Source organism: Pseudomonas sp. NPDC090208 (genome assembly GCF_044746785.1).
Lineage (GTDB): Bacteria > Pseudomonadota > Gammaproteobacteria > Pseudomonadales > Pseudomonadaceae > Aquipseudomonas.
Window position 1 is genome coordinate 572686 of sequence record NZ_JBIVCU010000001.1, and the last position, 18316, is coordinate 591001.

The 18316-nt window shown below is 62.5% G+C and carries 16 protein-coding genes; 10 read left to right on the forward strand and 6 right to left on the reverse strand.

What is annotated here, in order from left to right; all coding sequences use genetic code 11:
* Position 1: 1 nt before the first annotated feature.
* The 5 genes from ACIPL0_RS02505 to ACIPL0_RS02525 are packed head-to-tail and all read left to right on the forward strand — an operon-like array spanning position 2 to position 5114.
* Positions 2-1759 carry a bifunctional alpha/beta hydrolase/class I SAM-dependent methyltransferase gene (locus ACIPL0_RS02505; RefSeq protein WP_400596705.1) on the forward strand — a complete coding sequence of 586 codons (1758 nt, stop codon included), beginning with the start codon at positions 2-4 and terminating at the stop codon, positions 1757-1759.
* A gap of 2 nt (positions 1760-1761) precedes the next feature.
* Complete coding sequence (locus ACIPL0_RS02510; protein ID WP_400596706.1) at positions 1762-3105, forward strand: phosphatase PAP2/dual specificity phosphatase family protein; 1344 nt, start codon at positions 1762-1764, stop codon at positions 3103-3105.
* A complete protein-coding gene (locus ACIPL0_RS02515) occupies positions 3095-3550 on the forward strand; it encodes a hypothetical protein (RefSeq protein WP_400596708.1) in 456 nt (151 codons plus the stop codon). Before ACIPL0_RS02510 ends, ACIPL0_RS02515 begins: the two co-directional genes overlap by 11 nt.
* 9 nt (positions 3551-3559) lie before the next feature.
* Positions 3560-4180 (forward strand): lysophospholipid acyltransferase family protein, encoded by a 621-nt coding sequence (locus tag ACIPL0_RS02520; protein WP_400596710.1) that lies wholly within the window; start codon positions 3560-3562, stop codon positions 4178-4180.
* 1 nt (position 4181) lies between these two features.
* Positions 4182-5114, forward strand: a complete 933-nt coding sequence (locus ACIPL0_RS02525) for a phosphatidate cytidylyltransferase (protein WP_400596711.1) — start codon at positions 4182-4184, stop codon at positions 5112-5114.
* Positions 5115-5136: 22 nt separating this feature from the next.
* Here ACIPL0_RS02525 and ACIPL0_RS02530 read toward each other — a convergent pair whose 3' ends face one another.
* From ACIPL0_RS02530 to ACIPL0_RS02540, 3 genes are all read right to left on the reverse strand, one after another.
* The gene (locus tag ACIPL0_RS02530) at positions 5137-5442 is read right to left on the reverse strand and encodes a HigA family addiction module antitoxin (protein WP_400596712.1); all 306 of its coding nucleotides are present in this window, start codon (positions 5440-5442) and stop codon (positions 5137-5139) included.
* 9 nt (positions 5443-5451) lie between these two features.
* The gene (locus ACIPL0_RS02535; RefSeq protein ID WP_400596713.1) at positions 5452-5730 is read right to left on the reverse strand and encodes a type II toxin-antitoxin system RelE/ParE family toxin; all 279 of its coding nucleotides are present in this window, start codon (positions 5728-5730) and stop codon (positions 5452-5454) included.
* Between the two features lie 91 nt (positions 5731-5821).
* The gene (locus ACIPL0_RS02540; RefSeq protein WP_400596714.1) at positions 5822-6898 is read right to left on the reverse strand and encodes a heparin lyase I family protein; all 1077 of its coding nucleotides are present in this window, start codon (positions 6896-6898) and stop codon (positions 5822-5824) included.
* 179 nt (positions 6899-7077) lie between these two features.
* Between ACIPL0_RS02540 and ACIPL0_RS02545 the strand changes: the two genes are divergently transcribed.
* The 3 genes from ACIPL0_RS02545 to ACIPL0_RS02555 all read left to right on the forward strand — a co-directional run bounded on the left by ACIPL0_RS02545 (position 7078) and on the right by ACIPL0_RS02555 (position 9212).
* Positions 7078-8571, forward strand: a complete 1494-nt coding sequence (locus tag ACIPL0_RS02545) for a YifB family Mg chelatase-like AAA ATPase (protein WP_400731269.1) — start codon at positions 7078-7080, stop codon at positions 8569-8571.
* A gap of 61 nt (positions 8572-8632) precedes the next feature.
* A complete protein-coding gene (locus tag ACIPL0_RS02550; protein ID WP_400596769.1) occupies positions 8633-8932 on the forward strand; it encodes a type II toxin-antitoxin system RelB/DinJ family antitoxin in 300 nt (99 codons plus the stop codon).
* A complete protein-coding gene (locus ACIPL0_RS02555; protein WP_400596770.1) occupies positions 8919-9212 on the forward strand; it encodes a type II toxin-antitoxin system RelE/ParE family toxin in 294 nt (97 codons plus the stop codon). The genes ACIPL0_RS02550 and ACIPL0_RS02555 overlap by 14 nt, the downstream gene beginning before the upstream one ends.
* A 77-nt stretch (positions 9213-9289) precedes the next feature.
* Here ACIPL0_RS02555 and ACIPL0_RS02560 read toward each other — a convergent pair whose 3' ends face one another.
* On the reverse strand, positions 9290-11266 hold the full coding sequence (locus ACIPL0_RS02560; RefSeq protein WP_400596771.1) for a methyl-accepting chemotaxis protein: 1977 nt from the start codon (positions 11264-11266) through the stop codon (positions 9290-9292).
* A gap of 398 nt (positions 11267-11664) precedes the next feature.
* Positions 11665-12585, reverse strand: a complete 921-nt coding sequence (locus ACIPL0_RS02565; RefSeq protein WP_400596772.1) for a LysR substrate-binding domain-containing protein — start codon at positions 12583-12585, stop codon at positions 11665-11667.
* A gap of 166 nt (positions 12586-12751) precedes the next feature.
* Here ACIPL0_RS02565 and ACIPL0_RS02570 point away from each other — a divergent pair, with 166 nt between their 5' ends.
* Positions 12752-14134 carry a NorM family multidrug efflux MATE transporter gene (locus ACIPL0_RS02570; RefSeq protein WP_400596872.1) on the forward strand — a complete coding sequence of 461 codons (1383 nt, stop codon included), beginning with the start codon at positions 12752-12754 and terminating at the stop codon, positions 14132-14134.
* Positions 14135-14401: 267 nt separating this feature from the next.
* On the opposite strand, the gene ACIPL0_RS02575 is transcribed toward ACIPL0_RS02570, so the two are convergent.
* Positions 14402-16072, reverse strand: coding sequence for a putative bifunctional diguanylate cyclase/phosphodiesterase (locus tag ACIPL0_RS02575; protein WP_400596773.1), 1671 nt, complete (start codon positions 16070-16072; stop codon positions 14402-14404).
* 203 nt (positions 16073-16275) lie between these two features.
* Between ACIPL0_RS02575 and rep the strand changes: the two genes are divergently transcribed.
* Entirely contained in the window at positions 16276-18285 is a 2010-nt protein-coding gene (gene rep / locus ACIPL0_RS02580; RefSeq protein WP_400596775.1) for a DNA helicase Rep, read from the forward strand.
* The last annotated feature ends 31 nt before the right edge of the window (positions 18286-18316 follow it).

Here is an 18316-nt window from a genome sequence, read left to right on the forward strand (position 1 = left end):
AATGCGCGCGTTTCACAACCAGACCTTCACCTGCCACGACGGCGTCGAGCTGTTCTACCGCCACTGGCCGGCCACCGAAACGACGCAGGACGCACCGCGCCAGGCCGTCGTGCTGCTGCATCGGGGACATGAGCATTCCGGGCGCATCGCCCATCTGGTCGATGAACTGAACCTGGCCGGTTTCGACTTCTTCGCCTGGGACGCCCGGGGCCACGGCCAGTCGCCGGGGGCGCGTGGCGACAGCCCGAGCTTCGCCACCAGCGTGCGCGACTTGCAGACCTTCTGCGATCACCTGACGAAAGAACACGGCATCGCCAGCAGCGATCTTGCGGTGGTCGCACAAAGCGTGGGCGCCGTCATCGCCGCCACCTGGGTTCACGATTACGCGCCGCGCATTCGTTCGCTGGTGCTGGCATCGCCGGCCTTCAAAGTGAAACTGTACGTGCCGTTCGCCCGCACCGGGCTGGCATTGATGCGCCGCTTTCGCGGCAACTTTTTCGTCAACAGCTACGTCAAGGCGCGCCTGCTGACCCACGATGCGCAGCGCGCTGCGTCCTATGACAGCGATCCGCTGATCACCAAGGCCATATCGGTCAATGTACTGCTGGGGCTGTACGAAGCCGCCGACCGGGTGGTCGCCGATGCCCAGGCGATTCAGGTACCGACGCAGGTGCTGATTTCCGGCGCCGATTTCGTGGTCGAGCGCAAACCCCAGGAGCAGTTCTTCGAGCGACTGGGCAGCCTGCACAAGGAAAAACATATTCTGCCGGGGCTGTTCCACGACACCCTTGGCGAGCGCGACCGCGCGCCCGCCATCGCCAGCATCCGGCGTTTCATCCTGCAGACGTTCGCCGCCCCGCTGGCCCAGCGCTCGCTGCTGGACGCCGACCGCGTGGGCCTGACTTGTGCCGAATCCGAGTCGCTGGCCGCGCCGCTGCCGCGCAACTCGCTGCGCGATCTGTACTGGCGAGCGACCCGCGCCAGCATGCGTTTCGGCAGCACGCTGTCGGCCGGGGTGAAACTGGGTTTCGACACCGGCTTCGATTCCGGCAGTACGCTGGATTACGTCTACCGCAATCAGGCCACCGGCACCTCGGCGCTGGGCCGGCTGATCGACCGTAATTATCTCGACTCCATTGGCTGGCGCGGGATCCGCCAGCGCAAGCTGCATGTCGAAGAACTGCTGCGTCTGGCAATGGACACCCTGCGTGCGGACAATCGCGAAGTGCGCATCGTCGACATCGCCGCCGGCCATGGCCGTTACATTCTCGACGCTCTGTACGGGGTCAATCCGCTGCCGGAATCGATCCTGTTGCGCGATTACAGCGACATCAACGTGCGCGACGGCAGCGCGCTGATCGAGCAGAAAGGCCTGGGGGACATCGCCCGGTTTGCCAAGGGCAATGCGTTCGATCGCGAGGATCTTGCGGCGCTGTCTCCGGCGCCGACGCTGGCCGTGGTCTCGGGCCTGTACGAACTGTTTGCCGACAACCGCATGGTCGGCGATTCGCTGGCCGGGCTGGCACAGGCCGTAGAACCCGGTGGCTACCTGATCTACACCGGTCAGCCGTGGCATCCACAACTGGAGCTGATCGCCCGCGCCCTGACCAGCCACCGCGAAGGCCAGGCCTGGGTCATGCGCCGCCGCACACAGGTGGAAATGGATCAGCTGGTCGAGGCCGCGGGCTTCAGAAAGATCACTCAACGCGTCGATGAATGGGGCATTTTCAGCGTGTCGCTGGCTCAGCGGGTGCAATGACAATGGCGATTGCCGTGTCGATGCGACGGGAGCCCGGCCTGTTGAAACCAGCGTTGTTGTGGCTGTGCCTGCTGGCGCCGTTTTTCTTCGCCAGCTACGGCTTTGCGACCTGGGTCACCAGCCAGCGCAGCGACGTGCCGAGTCTGGCCTTTGAGTGGGAGCGGCAAATGCCGTTCTGGGCCTGGACGATTCTGCCGTACTGGTCCATCGACCTGCTCTACGGCTTTTCGCTGTTGTTGCCGCGCAGCCGCGAGGCATTGAAGTGCCACGCGTTGCGCCTGCTGACGGCGCAGGTCATCGCAGTCAGTTGTTTTCTGCTCTGGCCGTTGCAGTTCAGCTTTGCCCGTCCGGAAACCGACGGCCTGTTCGGCTGGCTGTTTCAGGTACTGGCTGGCTTCGACAAACCCTTCAATCAGGCACCGTCGCTGCACATCGCCCTGCTCGTGGTGCTGTGGGTCTGTTACGCGCAGCACACCGTCGGTTTCTGGCGCTGGCTGGTGCATGGCTGGTTCGCGCTGATCGGTCTCTCCGTGCTGACCACCTATCAGCACCACTTTATCGACGTGCCCACCGGCGCACTGGCCGGCTGGTTGTGCGTCTGGCTATGGCCGCAAGGACGCCCCGGCCTGCTGCGCGGTTTGCGCGTGACGAACAATCGGCGACGCAGGCAGCTGGCCTGGCGATACGCCGCAGCAGCACTGCTGTTGGCTGCGTTGGCCTTCACCATTGGCGGGATAGCGCTGTGGCTGTTCTGGCCGGCGGTGTCGTTGCTGCTGGTGGCGCTGAATTATCTGACGTTCTCGGCAGCCGGCTTTCAGAAGCAGTCGGACGGGCGCTTGAGCAAGGCCGTGCAATGGCTGCTGGCGCCTTATCTGGCGGCGTCGTGGATCAACTCTCGGCTGTGGACCCGCAAGCACCCGCAACCCAATCAGGTTGTGGATAACGTCTGGCTCGGCCGTATTCCCGATGCGCGAGAGCTGCAACAGGGCTTGTTCATGGCCGTGGTCGACCTTTGCGCCGAACTGTCGCTGGATGCCCGAGCCATCGCGTATCGCTCTCTGCCGGTGCTCGATCTGACGCCACCCAGCGTCGAACAATGCCGCGAGGCGGCCCAAGCCATCGAACAGTTGCGTCAGCACGGCCCACTTTTGGTGTGCTGCGCACTGGGCTATTCACGCAGCGCCACCGCCGTCGCCGCCTGGCTGTTGCAGACGGGGCGCGCTGTCAGTGTCGAAGCTGCCATTCGCCAGATTCAGCAGGCGCGTCCGCACATCGTGCTGCACGACGAACATCGCCAGGTCCTGGCCGCATTCTTGACCTCCGGGGAGCACGACCATGGTCACTGATATGGAACTGCATGTGCTGGCCAGCCTGCTGCGACGCGGCAAGTCGCTGGATGAGTTATCCACAGGCCTGGCGCTGGTCGGTACCTTGATCGCTGCCGGTCATGGCCTGCTGGTCGCCGTCAGCCCGTGGATTGCAGCGTTTGGCGTTGCACTGCTGATCATGGGCCTGCTGCAGAAATACTGGGCGATTCGCGTGGCCTTCGATGCCGATCTGTTGCAGCGTCTGGCCGACAGCCCGCAGGCATTGGCCGACAACACCGAGGCGCTGGATCACGCATTGGCAACGCTGGCCCTGCAACCCGCCGACAAGGCCGGGCGCCCGTGGAACCTACGCCTGCGCGGCGCCCTCGCTTTGTTGTACCGACAAGCCGCGCTGCTGGCGGCGCAGATCGTGCTGACCCTGGGCTTCGTCCTCGCATCGCCCTGGCTGCTCAACGCTGGATAAGGAGATTTCATGCTCGAACCTCTGGTCGCAAGGCTGATCACCGGCGCGGCACGCACCATCACCGGTGCGCGCAGTCTCTGGCTGGGTTGTTCACCGCAGCCGCAGCAACGCATCTATTTCGCCAACCACAGCAGCCACGGCGATTTCGTCTTGCTCTGGGCGTCGCTGCCGCCGGCATTGCGCAACGTGACGCGGCCTGTGGCCGGTGCCGATTACTGGCAGAAAAGCCCGATCCGCCGCTACCTGATCAACCGGGTGTTCAACGGTGTGCTGGTGGACCGCGAGCGCAAGGTGCCGACGGACAACCCGCTGCAAGTGATGCTCGATGCGCTGGCCAGCGGCGACTCGCTGATCATCTTCCCCGAAGGCACGCGCAACCTGGAAAGCGGCCTGCTGCCGTTCAAGAGCGGCCTCTATCATCTGGCAAAGAGTTACCCACAGGTCGAGGTCATCCCGGTGTGGATCACCAACCTCAACCGGGTCATGCCCAAAGGCCGCTTTCTGCCGTTGCCGCTGCTGTGCACCACCACTTTCGGCAGCCCGCTGGCGGTCGAAGACGGAGAAAGCAAAGAGCAATTTCTCGAACGCAGCCGCGCCGCGCTGCTGGCACTGGACCCGGAGCAGGCCTGACATGGACAGACAGACCCTCATGCTGTTCGCCGGCATCGGCGCAATTCTGCTGCTGGCCTCAGTGGTCGGCGTCATCCTCAAGCGCCGGAGCGGCACCGAACCCAACGCGGTGATCGACAACCTCAACTCGCGCATCAACGCCTGGTGGGTCATGGTGCTGGTGATCGGCATCGCCTTCTGGCTCGGCACCACCGCCGTCATCCTGCTGTTCTACGCGCTGTCCTTCTATGCCCTGCGCGAGTTCCTGACCCTGACGCCGACCCGCAGCAGCGACTATCCCGCACTGCTGGCGGCGTTCTACCTGGGCTTGCCGCTGCAATACCTGCTGATCTACATCGACTGGTACGGGCTGTTTTCGATCCTGATCCCGGTCTACGGCTTCCTGCTGCTGCCGATCCTCTCCACCCTCGGCGGCGACAGCACACGCTTTCTGGAACGCGCCTCCAAGGTCCAGTGGGGCCTGATGATCGCGGTGTATTGCGTATCGGCCGTACCGGCGCTGCTGACCCTCGACATCGCCGGCTACGAAGGTCGTAACCTGCTGCTGATCGCCTACCTGGTGATCGTCGTGCAGCTCTCCGACGTGTTGCAGTACGTCTGCGGCAAACTCTGGGGCAAACACAAGATCGCGCCGAAGCTGTCACCCTCGAAAACCGTCGAAGGCTTCGTCGGCGGCGTACTGCTGGCCTCGCTGATCGGCGGCGCGCTGTGGTGGATCACCCCGTTCACGATCTGGCAGTCGTTCCTGATCGCCCTGCTGATCAACCTGCTCGGCTTCGCCGGCGGCATCGTCATGTCAGCGATCAAACGCGACCGCGGCGTCAAGGACTGGGGCCACATGATCGAAGGCCACGGCGGCATGCTCGACCGCCTCGACTCAGTGTGCTTCGCCGCGCCGATCTTCTTTCATCTGATTCGGTATGGGTGGACGTGAACCAGACCGGATCAAGGGCTGTTCAGGCGCAATGTGCGAGGCATCGCACCTGCGCTTTTATTTCCGAGCCCCGCTCTATTTCGGCTTTGCGTAAATCGTAGGTGAGCTGCAGGTTCAGCCAGAACTCCGGAGAAGTTTCCAGGCAGGCAGCCAGGCGCAAAGCCACGTCGGCGCTGACCCCTCGCCTCTGCAATACAATGTCATTGACCGTGGGCGTCGAAACATTAAGCGCCCGAGCGAGCGCCGCCGAGGTCAATCCCAGCGGCTCCAGATATTCCTCTTTGAGGATTTCCCCCGGATGTACCGGGCGCATTCCGTTTTTGGTCATGAGGTTGTCTCAGTGGTAATCGACGATTTCAACGTTCTCCGGGCCATTCGAGCCCCAGATGAAGCAAATCCGCCATTGCGCATTGATGCGTATGCTGTGCTGCCCCTTACGATCGCCACCCAGTGCCTCAAGGCGATTACCCGGTGGCGACTTCAAATCCAGCAGCGATGTCGCAGCATCCAGCATTGCGAGCTTACGTTCCACAACCGAAAGGATCGCAGACCACACTCTTGTTCTGCCTTCCCGGAAGAGAAACTCTGTATCCGTACACTTGAAGCTTACAATCATCACTAACGCTTAACGTTATTCGTTAAGGTCGAATTGTAGAGGTAAGCGGATGACGGGTCCAGTTCATCCGCCAGAGTTATCACTCAGGCCATTACCCCTTCGCCACACTGAACCCTGAAAACAGGCTGGTGGCCGGTTTGTGATCGCCTTCGTTGCGGTACTGACCGAACTTGGCGTACGAGTCGCTGCTGTGGGTGTCGAACATGGTCGAGATGCCTTTCTCGCTGAACAGCGCCTGGCCGTTTTTGGACACGGTGATCTCGCCGTTGCCGATGCCGCGTTTGAAGTCGATCTGGAAGTCGGCCCATTTGCCGACGTCTTTCGCGGCGTCGCCGGGTTTGCCGATGTTGATGACCTTGGACGGCGCGTTGCTGTCGTCGCTGGTCTTCAGGTGCAGCTGATACTGGCCGTCCTTGGTCGCCAGCCAGGCACGCGGGCTGGGTTTGGCGTTGTTGTGATCAAGCACCTGGAAGAAAGTGCCGTCGTTGTTGGACTCGCGTTTCATGCCGAACTTGAAGCTGTAGGGCTGGCCTTCCTGCAGCTGGGTGCCGTCCTTGATTTCGGCGCGGGGACTGGTGGAATGTTCGGTGTAATGGCCTTTTTTGAAGTCGACCCCGATCACGTTGCCACGCTCCGGGTCGTTGACCATGCCAATGCGGTCTTCCGGGGCTTTCTGCACGCTCAATTGATTGCCCAGCGAATGCTCGGAAAAGTTGCCGCTGGCAGGACTGCCACCGTCGGTCTTGCCGGTTTGCGGCGTGCCCTGCGGCCCCTCGGCGTAGTTGACTGCCCCACCGGTCTTGCCACCACCGCCATTGCCGTCGACACCTGAACCACCGCCGCCCGCCGGTTCGCTGCTCCCTCCGGAACCGCCCTGAATCATGGCTTGCAGGCGTTGCAGGATTTCCTGGATCAACCCCATCAGTTGCGTCAGCGGGTCGCTCTGATTGCCGTTGGCGCTGAGATTCTGGGCATTCTGCGGCGGTTGCTGGAGGTTGTTCTGGCCGCCGAAGTTGATCTGCGAATTCTGCGGGCCCGCCGCAAAAGACACCGCCGTGTTGCCGTTACCCGTCGGCGTGCGCTGCCCGGTCTGAGTTTCTGGCGGCGTGAACGGCGTGTGTGAAACATCGACAAGTGGCGTGCGAATCAGCGAATTGATCGGGGTCATGATGTCGTCCTGTGCTGTAAACCCGGCGGCGAAAGGCTGGCTGTGCGCAGTGAGTGGCTGTCACGCCGCAAGTGGTTCCCGCCCCGGACATATGCCGTAGAACATGCGCCGGTACTGCCCCGGCGAGCCTGACTATCCTTGAGCGCGCCTCCGGAACTGCCGCCATTCAAGGAAAGATCATGTCCCTCGCCATCGTCCTCAGCCGCGCCCAAGTCGGCGTCGAAGCGCCTGCCGTTACTGTCGAAACCCATCTGGCCAACGGTTTGCCCAGCCTGACCCTGGTCGGTCTGCCGGAAGGTGCCGTGAAGGAAAGCAAAGACCGGGTGCGCAGTGCGATTCTCAATTGCCGGCTGGATTTTCCAGCGCGGCGCATCACCCTCAACCTCGCGCCCGCTGACTTGCCCAAGGACGGCGGCCGCTTCGATCTGGCCATCGCCCTTGGCCTGCTGGCGGCCAGTGCGCAGGTGCCGTCGCTGATGCTCGACGGGCTGGAATGCCTTGGCGAACTGGCACTGTCCGGGGAGATCCGCCCGGTACAGGGTGTGCTACCTGCCGCGCTGGCAGCACGGGATGCCGGGCATACGCTGGTGGTGCCGGCGGTGAACGCCGAAGAAGCCTGTCTGGCGTCCGGACTCAAGGTGATCGCCGTGGGGCATCTGCTGGAACTGGTCTCGCACCTCAATGGCCACACGACCATCGCGCCCTACAAATCCAATGGGCTGATCCTGCAAAGCCAGCCCTACCCCGACCTCAGCGAAGTACAGGGCCAGATCGCCGCCAAACGTGCATTGCTGGTCGCCGCAGCGGGCGCGCACAACTTGTTGTTCAGCGGCCCGCCCGGCACCGGCAAGACCTTGCTCGCCAGCCGCCTGCCCGGTTTGCTGCCGCCGCTGGATGAACGGGAAGCGCTGGAAGTTGCGGCGATTCAATCAGTCGCCAGCCACGCACCCTTGACCAGTTGGCCGCAGCGGCCATTTCGTCAGCCCCATCACTCGGCCTCGGGCCCGGCGCTGGTCGGCGGTGGCAGTCGTCCGCAACCCGGCGAGATCACCCTCGCCCACCACGGTGTTCTGTTCCTCGACGAGCTGCCGGAATTCGACCGCCGCGTGCTTGAAGTACTGCGCGAACCGCTGGAGTCGGGACATATCGTGATTTCCCGCGCCCGCGACCGCGTGCGTTTTCCGGCGCGTTTTCAGTTGGTGGCGGCGATGAATCCCTGCCCGTGTGGCTACCACGGCGAGCCGACCGGGCGCTGCCGCTGCTCCACCGACCAGATCCAGCGTTACCGCAACAAACTCTCCGGCCCGCTGCTCGACCGTATCGATTTGCACCTGACCGTCGCCCGCGAAGCCACCTCACTGAACGCCACAGCCGCCTGCGGTGAAAACAGTGTTAGCGCCGCACTGCAAGTATCCGAAGCCCGCGAGCGTCAACAAAAACGCCAGGGCTGCGCCAACGCCTTCCTCGACCTGCCCGCCCTGCGCCAACACTGCGCCCTGCAAGCCGAAGACGAAGCCTGGCTGGAAAGCGCCTGCGAACGCCTGAGCCTTTCCTTGCGCGCCGCCCACCGCCTGCTCAAGGTCGCCCGCACCCTGGCAGATCTGGAACACACCGACGCCATCGCCCGCAGCCATATCGCCGAGGCATTGCAGTATCGGCCGTCGGCTCAATGAATACGAACATTGCTCGTATCTCAATTGAGATACACACTGAATTTTTTTGGGAGGCAATGGCATGGCTACGCAAACTTCGATGCTGCATGTACGAATCGACGATGAACTCAAAACCCAGGCAGCGGAAACGCTGGCGAAGTTCGGTCTGACCGTTTCTGACGCCGTGAGGATCCTGCTGACGCGAGTTGCCAGAGAAGGTGCCCTGCCAACGGGTTTCACCAGTGATGCGGACGCTTACGACAAATGGTTTCGCGCCAAAGTCCGCGAAGCCATGGAAGACCCGGGCCCGACGGTTGCTCATGAAGACGTGATGGCAGACGCCAGAAAATTACTTGAAAGGAAGCGCGGTGCTGACAGTTGAATGGAGCAAACACGCCAGGGCCGATCTATTGGCCATTCTCGACTACATCTCGGATGACAACGCAGCTGCGGCATGGCGGCTCAAGGACGAAATTGACAGACGCATCGACCACCTGCGCGATCATCCAAGGCTTTATAAGGCTGGCAGGGAAGCCGGGACCCGAGAAATGGTGGTTCAGGAAAACTATCTGGTGATTTATATGGAGGATGCCCGTGGCCTGCTCATTCTGCGAATCCTCCACACCGCACAACGATGGCCCGAGCTGAAAGGAGAGCTTTAGCTCACGCCTTCCACACACTTGACGAACCGGTCATCTCTGACCGGCCCTTCTTCTGTTCAAACCTCGATCAATTCCGATCAACGAAACCGATCCACCTCATTGCGCAGATCCGCCGCCAGCGAGTTGAGTTCCTGGGCGGTGATGGCGAGGTTCGAGACCACTTCGCGCTGTTCACTGTTGGCCAGGGCGATGCTTTGCAGGTTGGCGCTGAGCAGTGTTGCGGTGTTGCTCTGCTCCTGAGTCGCAGTGGTGATCGCAGCGAACTGGTCGCCGGCCGAACGGCTTTGTTCGTCGATACGGGCCAGTGCCGCCGCCACTTTGGCGTTGCGTGCCAGGCCTTCCTGCATCAGCGTGTTGCCTTGTTCCATGGTGCTGATGGCGTTGCCGGTTTCCTGCTGGATGCTGGCGATCATGCCGGAGATTTCGTCAGTGGCCTGACGGGTCCGCGACGCCAGGTTGCGCACTTCGTCGGCAACCACAGCAAAGCCGCGGCCTTGCTCGCCGGCCCGTGCTGCTTCGATGGCGGCGTTGAGCGCCAACAGGTTGGTCTGTTCGGCAATCGAGGTGATCACGCTGACGATGCCGCCGATTTCCTGGGAGCGCTGGCCCAGCGTGTCGATCACTGCCGCCGTGCTGCCCAGGGAGCCGGCGATCTGCTCCAGCGACGCTGATGCCTCGTCCATTTCCGAACGGCCGATGCGGGTCTGTTGGGCATTGCCCTGGGCCAGGCGCTCGGTGTTGCCCATGTTGTCGGCGATGGTCAGGGCGGTGGCGCTAAACTCTTCGACAGCGCCGGCCATGCTGGTGATTTCGCCAGACTGCTGCTCCATGCCCTCGTACGCGCCCCCCGACAGACCGGACAGTGCCTGGGCACGGCCGCTGACTTCCTGCGCAGCGGTGCGGATGTGCGAAACCATGGTTTCCAGCGCCTGGCCCATCTTGTTGAAGCTGCTGGCCAGTTGGCCGATTTCGTCATGGCTGGCGACGTTCAACCGCACGCTCAGGTCGCCAGCGCCCAACGCTTCGGCCTGATTCACCAGTTCAGACAATAGCCGCAATTTGCTGCGCAGCAGCCAGATCGCCGCGCCGACCGCGATCAGCATCGCCAGCAGGCTGCCGATGGCCAACTGCGTGCCGACGCTCCAGGTTACGGCGCTGATTTCATTCTTGGGCATGCTGGCCAGAATCACCCACGGGCCACCGGCGAACGGCTCGGCCACGGTGTAGATGTCGTCACCGCCGTCCTGCCAGAAACGCCCCTTGCCCGGCTTTTTGACCAGATCGGTGAGGGTTTTCGCCGCCTGATCCAGATCCCTGACCCCGGCTGGCGGCACCAGCCATTTGTTCTGTTCGTCGAGCAGCGCCAGCGAGCCGGTCGCACCGATGCGGAAGCTCTTGAGGTTGTCGAACTGAGCCTTTTGCGCATCGGTGTAATCGAAGCCGACGAACAGCACGGCGATGACCCGGCCACCGGTGTCGCGCACCGGGGTGTACTGGGTCATGTAGAGACGGTCGAACAGCAGCGCGCGGCCCACATACTCCTGCCCCGCTAGCAGGCGTTCATACGCCGGGTGCTTGTGATCCAGCGCGGTACCGATGGCCCGCGAGCCGTCCTGCTTGCTCAGGGAAGTGCTGATGCGGACGAAATCGTCACCACTGCGTACAAACACCGTCGCCACGCCTGCGGTCATCTTCTTGAAGTCGTCGACTTCGGCGAAGTCGTTGTTCAGCGGATTGCCGTTGAGCAGCAAGGCCGGAGTCTGCACACCGGCCACCGTGATCTGCCGGTCGTTCTGCACGCTGAGGCCGCTGTCGAACCGCTTTTCGAACAGGCCGGCCAGACGCTGGGTGCTATCACGCAAGGTGCTGTGGAAGGTGTTCAGCTGGTCAGCCAACAACCGCGCTTCGCTGCCCATGTGTTCTTCACGGATGGCGAGGTTCGCCGAATCCAGTGAACGCAGGGCGAACAGGGTACTGCCGCTGATGACGACGGCCAGGATGACCGCAAGGGCAATTCCGAGCTGCGAGGCAATTCGGGCGCGAGGCTGAGGCATGAAGACTCCTTGCCGAACGACTGGATCATCCTGATCTCAAGGACACCATTCGGACTGTTTTCTAATAGAGGGGATCGATGAACCGATTGGAACCATGGTTCCGCAACTAGACATTCGGCTGACACGGGAAATACTTGAGTCCTACGCCGGGTCTTAGGACGGAAGGTGGCGCAACTGACTCCACGAACGGCGACTCCCCGGATTTGCGGCTTGTCGCTTGTCGACTCTGCCCGAAGGGCGTAGGAGCGTGGCTTGCCCGCGATCTGGCGCGAAGCGGCAGTAGAACCTGCCGACCGATTCTGCCTGACACACCGCGAGCTCAGGATTTGCTGCCGGTACCCGGCAGTTCGCAGGCAAGCCAGCTCCTACGCCCTCCGGGCAGACGCGGACTTTCCCGGTCACTCCAGAATCGTCACTTCCGGCAACTCCATCGCCTGCACTTCACTCTGCAGAAAATCACTCAACCGACGCAGGCGTTCGCCGCCGGGGCGGGTCTTGGGCCAGACCAGGTAGTAATTTTCGCCACTGACCACCGCCGTGCGCCACGGCAGGCTCAAACGTCCTTGAAGCACGTCTTCAGCGACCATCAGCAGATCGCCCATAGACACGCCATAACCGCGCGCGGCGGCGATCATGCCCAGCTCCAGCGTGTCGAACACCTGCCCGCCCTTGAGTGACACCTGATCCGACAACCCCATGCGCTCCAGCCAGCTGCGCCAGTCGCGGCGGTCCGGTGTGGGGTGCAACAGCTCGGCACTCGCCAGCCGCTCGACGTCCCACGGGCTGTCGTCGAGCAGGCTCGGTGAGCCCACCGGAATCAACAGCTCGGGAAACAGATAGGTCGCCTCCCAGTCCGGCGGAAAGTGTCCACGGCTGAGCAGCACCGCGCAGTCGAAAGGCTCCTGGGTGAAATCGACGCTGTCGACGTCCATCCACGCGCTGGTCAGTTGCACTTCGTTGCCCACCTGCAGATGGCGGAAGCGGCTGAGCCGCGCCAGCAGCCAGCGCATGGTCAGGGTCGACGGCGCTTTCATGCGCAGGATGCCTTCCTCGGCCATCAATGCACTGCACGCCCGCTCCAGTGCGGAAAAACCCTCGCGAATGCCTGGCAGCAACTCACGCGCCGCTTCGGTGAGTTGCAGATTGCGCCCCTGACGCCGGAACAGACGACAGGCGAAATGCTCTTCAAGAGTACGAATGTGCCGGCTCACGGCACTTTGCGTGATCGACAGTTCCTCCGCCGCGCGGGTGAAAGAGCTGTGGCGCGCCGCCGCTTCGAATGCACGCAACGCATATAACGGCGGGAGACTGCGGGGCATCGGCGCTTCCTCACAAGGCGGGCACATAGACCCGAAGCACTCTACCGGAAAATTCTCAGGATGAGTTTTACTCATGCCAATGATCGTATTTATCGCTTTGTGCATTGGCGGCCAAATCCCCAGAATGAGCTGCTCACCAATGCCTCCAGCTTCGAGCGCCCAGACCATGCAACAGCACGCCTTCAAAGAACTGTGGATCATCCTGCGCCTGGCCGGGCCGCTGATCGCTTCGCAGATGGCGCACATGCTGATGGTGTTCACCGACACGGTGATGATGGGCAAGCTCGGCCCGCAAGCCTTGGCAGGCGGCGGTCTGGGTGCGGCCAGCTACAACTTCGTGTCGTTTTTCTGCGTTGGCGTGATGGCGGCGGTCGGTACGCTGGTGGCGATCCGGCATGGCGCCAACGACGCTGCCGGTGCAACCCGCCTGACTCAGGCCGGGCTGTGGCTGGCCTGGGGCATGGCGCTGATCGCCGCGCTGATCCTGTGGAATCTCGGGCCGATCCTCCTGCATTTCGGTCAGGACGAAGCCAACGTACACATGGCCAGCCAGTTCCTCATCACCCTGCCGCTGGCCCTGCCCGGTCTGCTGAGCTTCATGGCCCTGCGCGGTTTCACCAGCGCGCTGGGCCGCGCCACACCGGTGATGGTCATCAGCCTGGTCGGGGTGGTGCTCAACTTCGGCCTCAACTATGCGTTCATCCACGGCCTGTTCGGCTTGCCGCACTGGGGCCTGATGGGCATCGGTCTGGTCACCGCCGTCGTCACCAACAGCATGGCGCTGAGTCTGTTTCTGTACATCCGTTACAACAAGGTTTACGCCGCGTACCCGCTGCACAAGGGGTTTTCGCAGTTGTCACGCACCTGCCTGAAAGAACTCTGGCGCCTGGGTCTGCCGATTGGCGGCACGTACGCGGTGGAAGTCGGACTGTTCACCTTTGCCGCCTTTTGCATGGGCGCCATGGGCAGCACGCAGATGGCCGCGCACCAGATCGCCCTGCAATCGGTGTCGATGGCGTTCATGGTGCCAGTGGGGATTTCTTATGCGGTGACCATGCGCATCGGCCTGCATTACGGCGCCGGCAACCTGCTGCTGGCGCGCACGGCCGGGCGTCTGGGGATCGGCTTTGGCGGTCTGTTGATGCTGGCGTTCGGCATTCTGTTCTGGGTCGCACCCCATGCAGTGGTCAGCCTGTTCGTCGACATCGACAATCCGGAATATCAGCCAGTGGTGGAGCTGGCGGTGAAGCTGCTGGCGATTGCCGCGTGGTTCGAGATCCTCGACGGCACGCAGACCATTGCGATGGGCGCCATTCGCGGCTTCAAGGATGCCAAGACCACGTTCCTCATCGGTCTGGCCAGTTATTGGGTGGTGGGCGCGCCGCTGGCCTGGGGCTTCGGCTTCCTCGCGCACAAAGGCGCCGAGGGCGTGTGGTGGGGGCTGGCACTGGGGCTGCTGTGCTCGGCGGTGGCGCTGACCTGGGCGTTCGAACGCAAGACGGCGCGGCTGTTGCGCAAAGAGGCGACGGGTGTGGTGGTGATGGGCTAAACGCGATCTCTCGTAGGAGCTGGCTTGCCCTGCGACCGGCGACGAAGTCGTCGTGAACCCTGCGAATGCGATCTGTCTGAATCACCGCAGTTATCGGATTTACTGTCGCTGCGCGCCAGGTCGCAGGACAAGCCAGCTCCTACAGGGTGAGTGCCCGTCACAAATCCAGCGGATGAGCCGAAACATGTAGCAGCATGGCTTGCCAGCGGTGAGGCACTTGAGATCACGGACGCCGGCAAGCCGGACTGCTACGGAGATCGCGTGCGGTCAAACCTGCTGCGCGACACGCCCTTTGCCGTGACCGAACAGCAAATGCTCGATCAGCTCCGGCAGCGCCAGCGGGTGGCTGATCAGGTAGCCCTGGGCCTGGTCGCAGTTGAAGCTGCGCAACAGGGCCAGTTGCCCGGCGGTTTCCACGCCTTCGGCCACCACTTCCAGGCTGAGGTTGTGCGCCAGGTTGATCATGGCGTGGACCAGCTTGCGATTCTCTTCGCGCTGTTCCATCTCGCCGACGAAGCTCCTGTCGATCTTCAGCAAGGTGATCGGCAGGCTGTTGAGGTGGACGAACGAGGAGAAGCCGGTGCCGAAATCGTCCAGCGAAAAACGCACGCCCAGTCGACCCAGCGCATCCATGGTCTGTTTGACCAGATCGCTGCGGCGCATCACCGCGGTTTCCGTCAGCTCGAACTCCAGCCATTGCGCGTCCACGCCCCGTTCGGCGATCAGGCGGCTGAGGGTCGCCAGCAACTGGTTGTCCTGAAACTGACGGAACGACAGGTTGATCGCCATGTGCAGCGGCGGCAGGCCTTTTTCACGCAGGGTCTGCATGTCACGCAGGGCGCGGGAGATTACCCAGTAGCCCAGCGGCACGATCAGCCCGCTCTGCTCGGCCAGCGGCACAAACTCGCTCGGCGGCAGCAGCCCGCGCTCGGCATGGCGCCAGCGCACCAGCGCTTCCAGACCGAGGATGCGACCGGTGTTCAGGCACAGGCGCGGCTGGTAATGCAGTTCCAGCTCGTCGCGACGCAGCGCCCGGCGCAGTTCGCTTTCCAGATCGGCAAGGCTGCGGGCGTTGCGGTTGATGTGTTCGTTGAAGACGTGAAAGGTGCAGCCTTGCACGCCCTTGGCCTGCTGCATGGCGATATGCGCGTGCCACATCAGCGGGTCGGCGCCACCGTTGACCCGGGCGTGGGCGATGCCCAGGCTGCAGCCGATCAGCAGGCTTTCACCATCGACCCAATAAGGCTCCGACAACGCCTCGGTGATGCGTTCGGCCATCCACTCGGCGCGCTCGGGCGCCCGGCGGGTGTCGATCAGCAGGGCGAATTCATCGCTGCCCAGCCGCGCCAGTTGGTCGCCAGCTTCGAGCTGACTTTTCAGCCGCGACACCACCTGCAGAATCAGACGGTCACCGGCCTGATGGCCGAGGGCATCGTTGGCACGGCGGAAGTTGTCCAGGTCCAGATGGCCCAGCGCCAGCCCGCGACCGTCGGACTCGGCCAGGCGTGCCGCCAGCAGGGTCTGAAAGCCCTGACGGTTGGCGATGCCGGTCAGCGGATCCTGTTCGGCGAGGCGATTGAGGGTATTTTCCAGCGCGCGACGCTCGCGGACATGGCGCAGGCAGCGGCGCAGGCTGTGCGGCGTCAGCGTGTCGCGCACCAGCCAGTCGGCGACATCGTCGGGTTCGACGTCAGGTTCGGCGTCGAGCAGCAATACAGTGGGGCCGCTGTACTGGCCGGTGGCCGGTTGCAGGGCGGGCGTGGTCAACAGCACGCAGGCTTGCGTGGGGTCGAACTGTTCGGTCAGGGCCTGCGGGCTTTCTACACAGTCCAGATACACGGTCTCGCCCAACGGCGTCAGGCACTCGCGCAACAACGCCGCCCATTCGGGCGTGTCCGCCAGAAGCAGCAAACGCAAGGGTTCGACAGGCGTAGACAAGCTAGGTCCCCAGACAAACATAAGAAATTGACGGCCACTCAAACGGGTGCTGTCAAACGCGTGATCCACCGCGTGATGCGCAAATGTAACAAAACGGCGAAATATAGATAGCGTCACCTATCACAGTGTCGGACGGTCGCTGCACAATCCGTGGACCCTGTTAAAATGCCCGCCCATTTTCGCAAGCGATCCCTTTTTTCCCCATGTCCCGACTCAATCCCCGGCAACAGGAAGCCGTGAACTACGTCGGCGGCCCTCTATTGGTGCTCGCCGGTGCCGGCTCTGGCAAGACCAGCGTGATCACGCGCAAGATTGCCCACCTGATCCAGAACTGTGGCATCCGCGCCCAGTACATCGTCGCCATGACCTTCACCAACAAGGCAGCGCGGGAAATGAAGGAGCGGGTCGGCACCCTGCTGCGCAGCGGCGAGGGCCGGGGCCTGACGGTGTCGACCTTCCACAACTTGGGCCTGAACATCATCCGCAAGGAATACGCTCGCCTGGGTTACAAGCCTGGCTTCTCGATCTTCGACGAGACCGACGTCAAGGCCTTGATGACCGACATCATGCAGAAGGAATACTCGGGCGACGACGGCGTCGACGAGATCAAGAACATGATCGACTCCTGGAAAAACGACCTGATCCTGCCGCCCGAAGCGCTGGAAAACGCACGCAATCCCAAGGAAAAGACCGCCGCCATCGTCTACACCCACTACCAGCGCACGCTCAAGGCGTACAACGCAGTGGACTTCAACGACCTGATCCTGCTGCCGGTGAAGCTGTTCGAAGAGCACAAGGACATCCTCGAAAAGTGGCAGAATCGGGTGCGCTACCTGCTGGTGGACGAATATCAGGACACCAACGCCAGCCAGTACCTGCTGGTGAAAATGCTGATCGGCACGCGCTGCCAGTTCACCGTGGTGGGCGACGACGACCAGTCGATCTACGCCTGGCGTGGCGCGCGTCCGGAAAACCTGATGCTGCTCAAGGAAGACTACCCGTCGCTGAAAGTGGTCATGCTGGAGCAGAACTACCGCTCCACCAGCCGCATCCTGCGCTGCGCCAACGTGCTGATTTCCAACAACCCCCACGAATTCGAGAAGCAGTTGTGGAGCGAAATGGGTCACGGCGATGAAATTCGCGTGATCCGCTGCCGCAACGAAGACGCCGAAGCCGAGCGCGTGGCCGTGGAAATCCTCAGCCTGCACCTGCGCACCGACCGCCCGTACAGCGATTTCGCCATCCTCTATCGCGGCAACTACCAGGCCAAGCTGATCGAGCTGAAACTGCAGCACCACCAGATTCCTTATCGTCTGTCCGGCGGCAACAGCTTCTTCGGCCGTCAGGAAGTGAAAGACCTGATGGCCTACTTCCGCCTGCTGGTGAACCCGGACGACGACAACGCCTTCCTGCGGGTGATCAACGTGCCGCGCCGGGAAATCGGCTCGACCACCCTGGAAAAACTCGGCAACTACGCCACCGAACGCAAGGTGTCGATGTACGCTGCCACCGACGAGATCGGCCTGGGCGAGCATCTGGACAGCCGTTTCACCGACCGTCTCAAGCGCTTCAAGCACTGGATGGACGGCGTGCGTCAGCAGTGCGCGCAGAATGACCCGATTGCCGCCCTGCGCAGCATGGTCATGGACATCGACTACGAAAACTGGATTCGCCAGAACAGCTCCAGCGACAAGGCCGCCGATTACCGCATGGGCAACGTGTGGTTCCTGATCGAGGCGCTGAAAAACACGCTGGAGAAAGACGAAGACGGTGGCATGACCATCGAGGAAGCCATCGGCAAACTGGTCCTGCGCGACATGCTCGAACGTCAGCAGGAAGAGGAAGACGGCGCCGAAGGTGTGCAGATGATGACCCTGCACGCCTCCAAGGGTCTGGAATTCCCTTACGTGTTCATCATGGGCATGGAAGAGGAAATCCTCCCGCACCGCTCCAGCATCGAGGCCGACACCATCGAGGAAGAACGCCGTCTGGCCTACGTGGGCATTACCCGCGCGCGCCAGACCCTGGCGTTTACCTTCGCCGCCAAGCGCAAGCAGTACGGCGAGGTGATCGATTGCCTGCCGAGCCGCTTCCTCGATGAGCTGCCGCCGGACGATCTGGCCTGGGAAGGCAATGACGACACGCCGACCGAAGTAAAAGCCGTACGCGGCAATAACGCGCTGGCCGACATCCGAGCGATGTTGAAGCGCTAGCCAACAACCGATCTACTACATTTATTTCGCG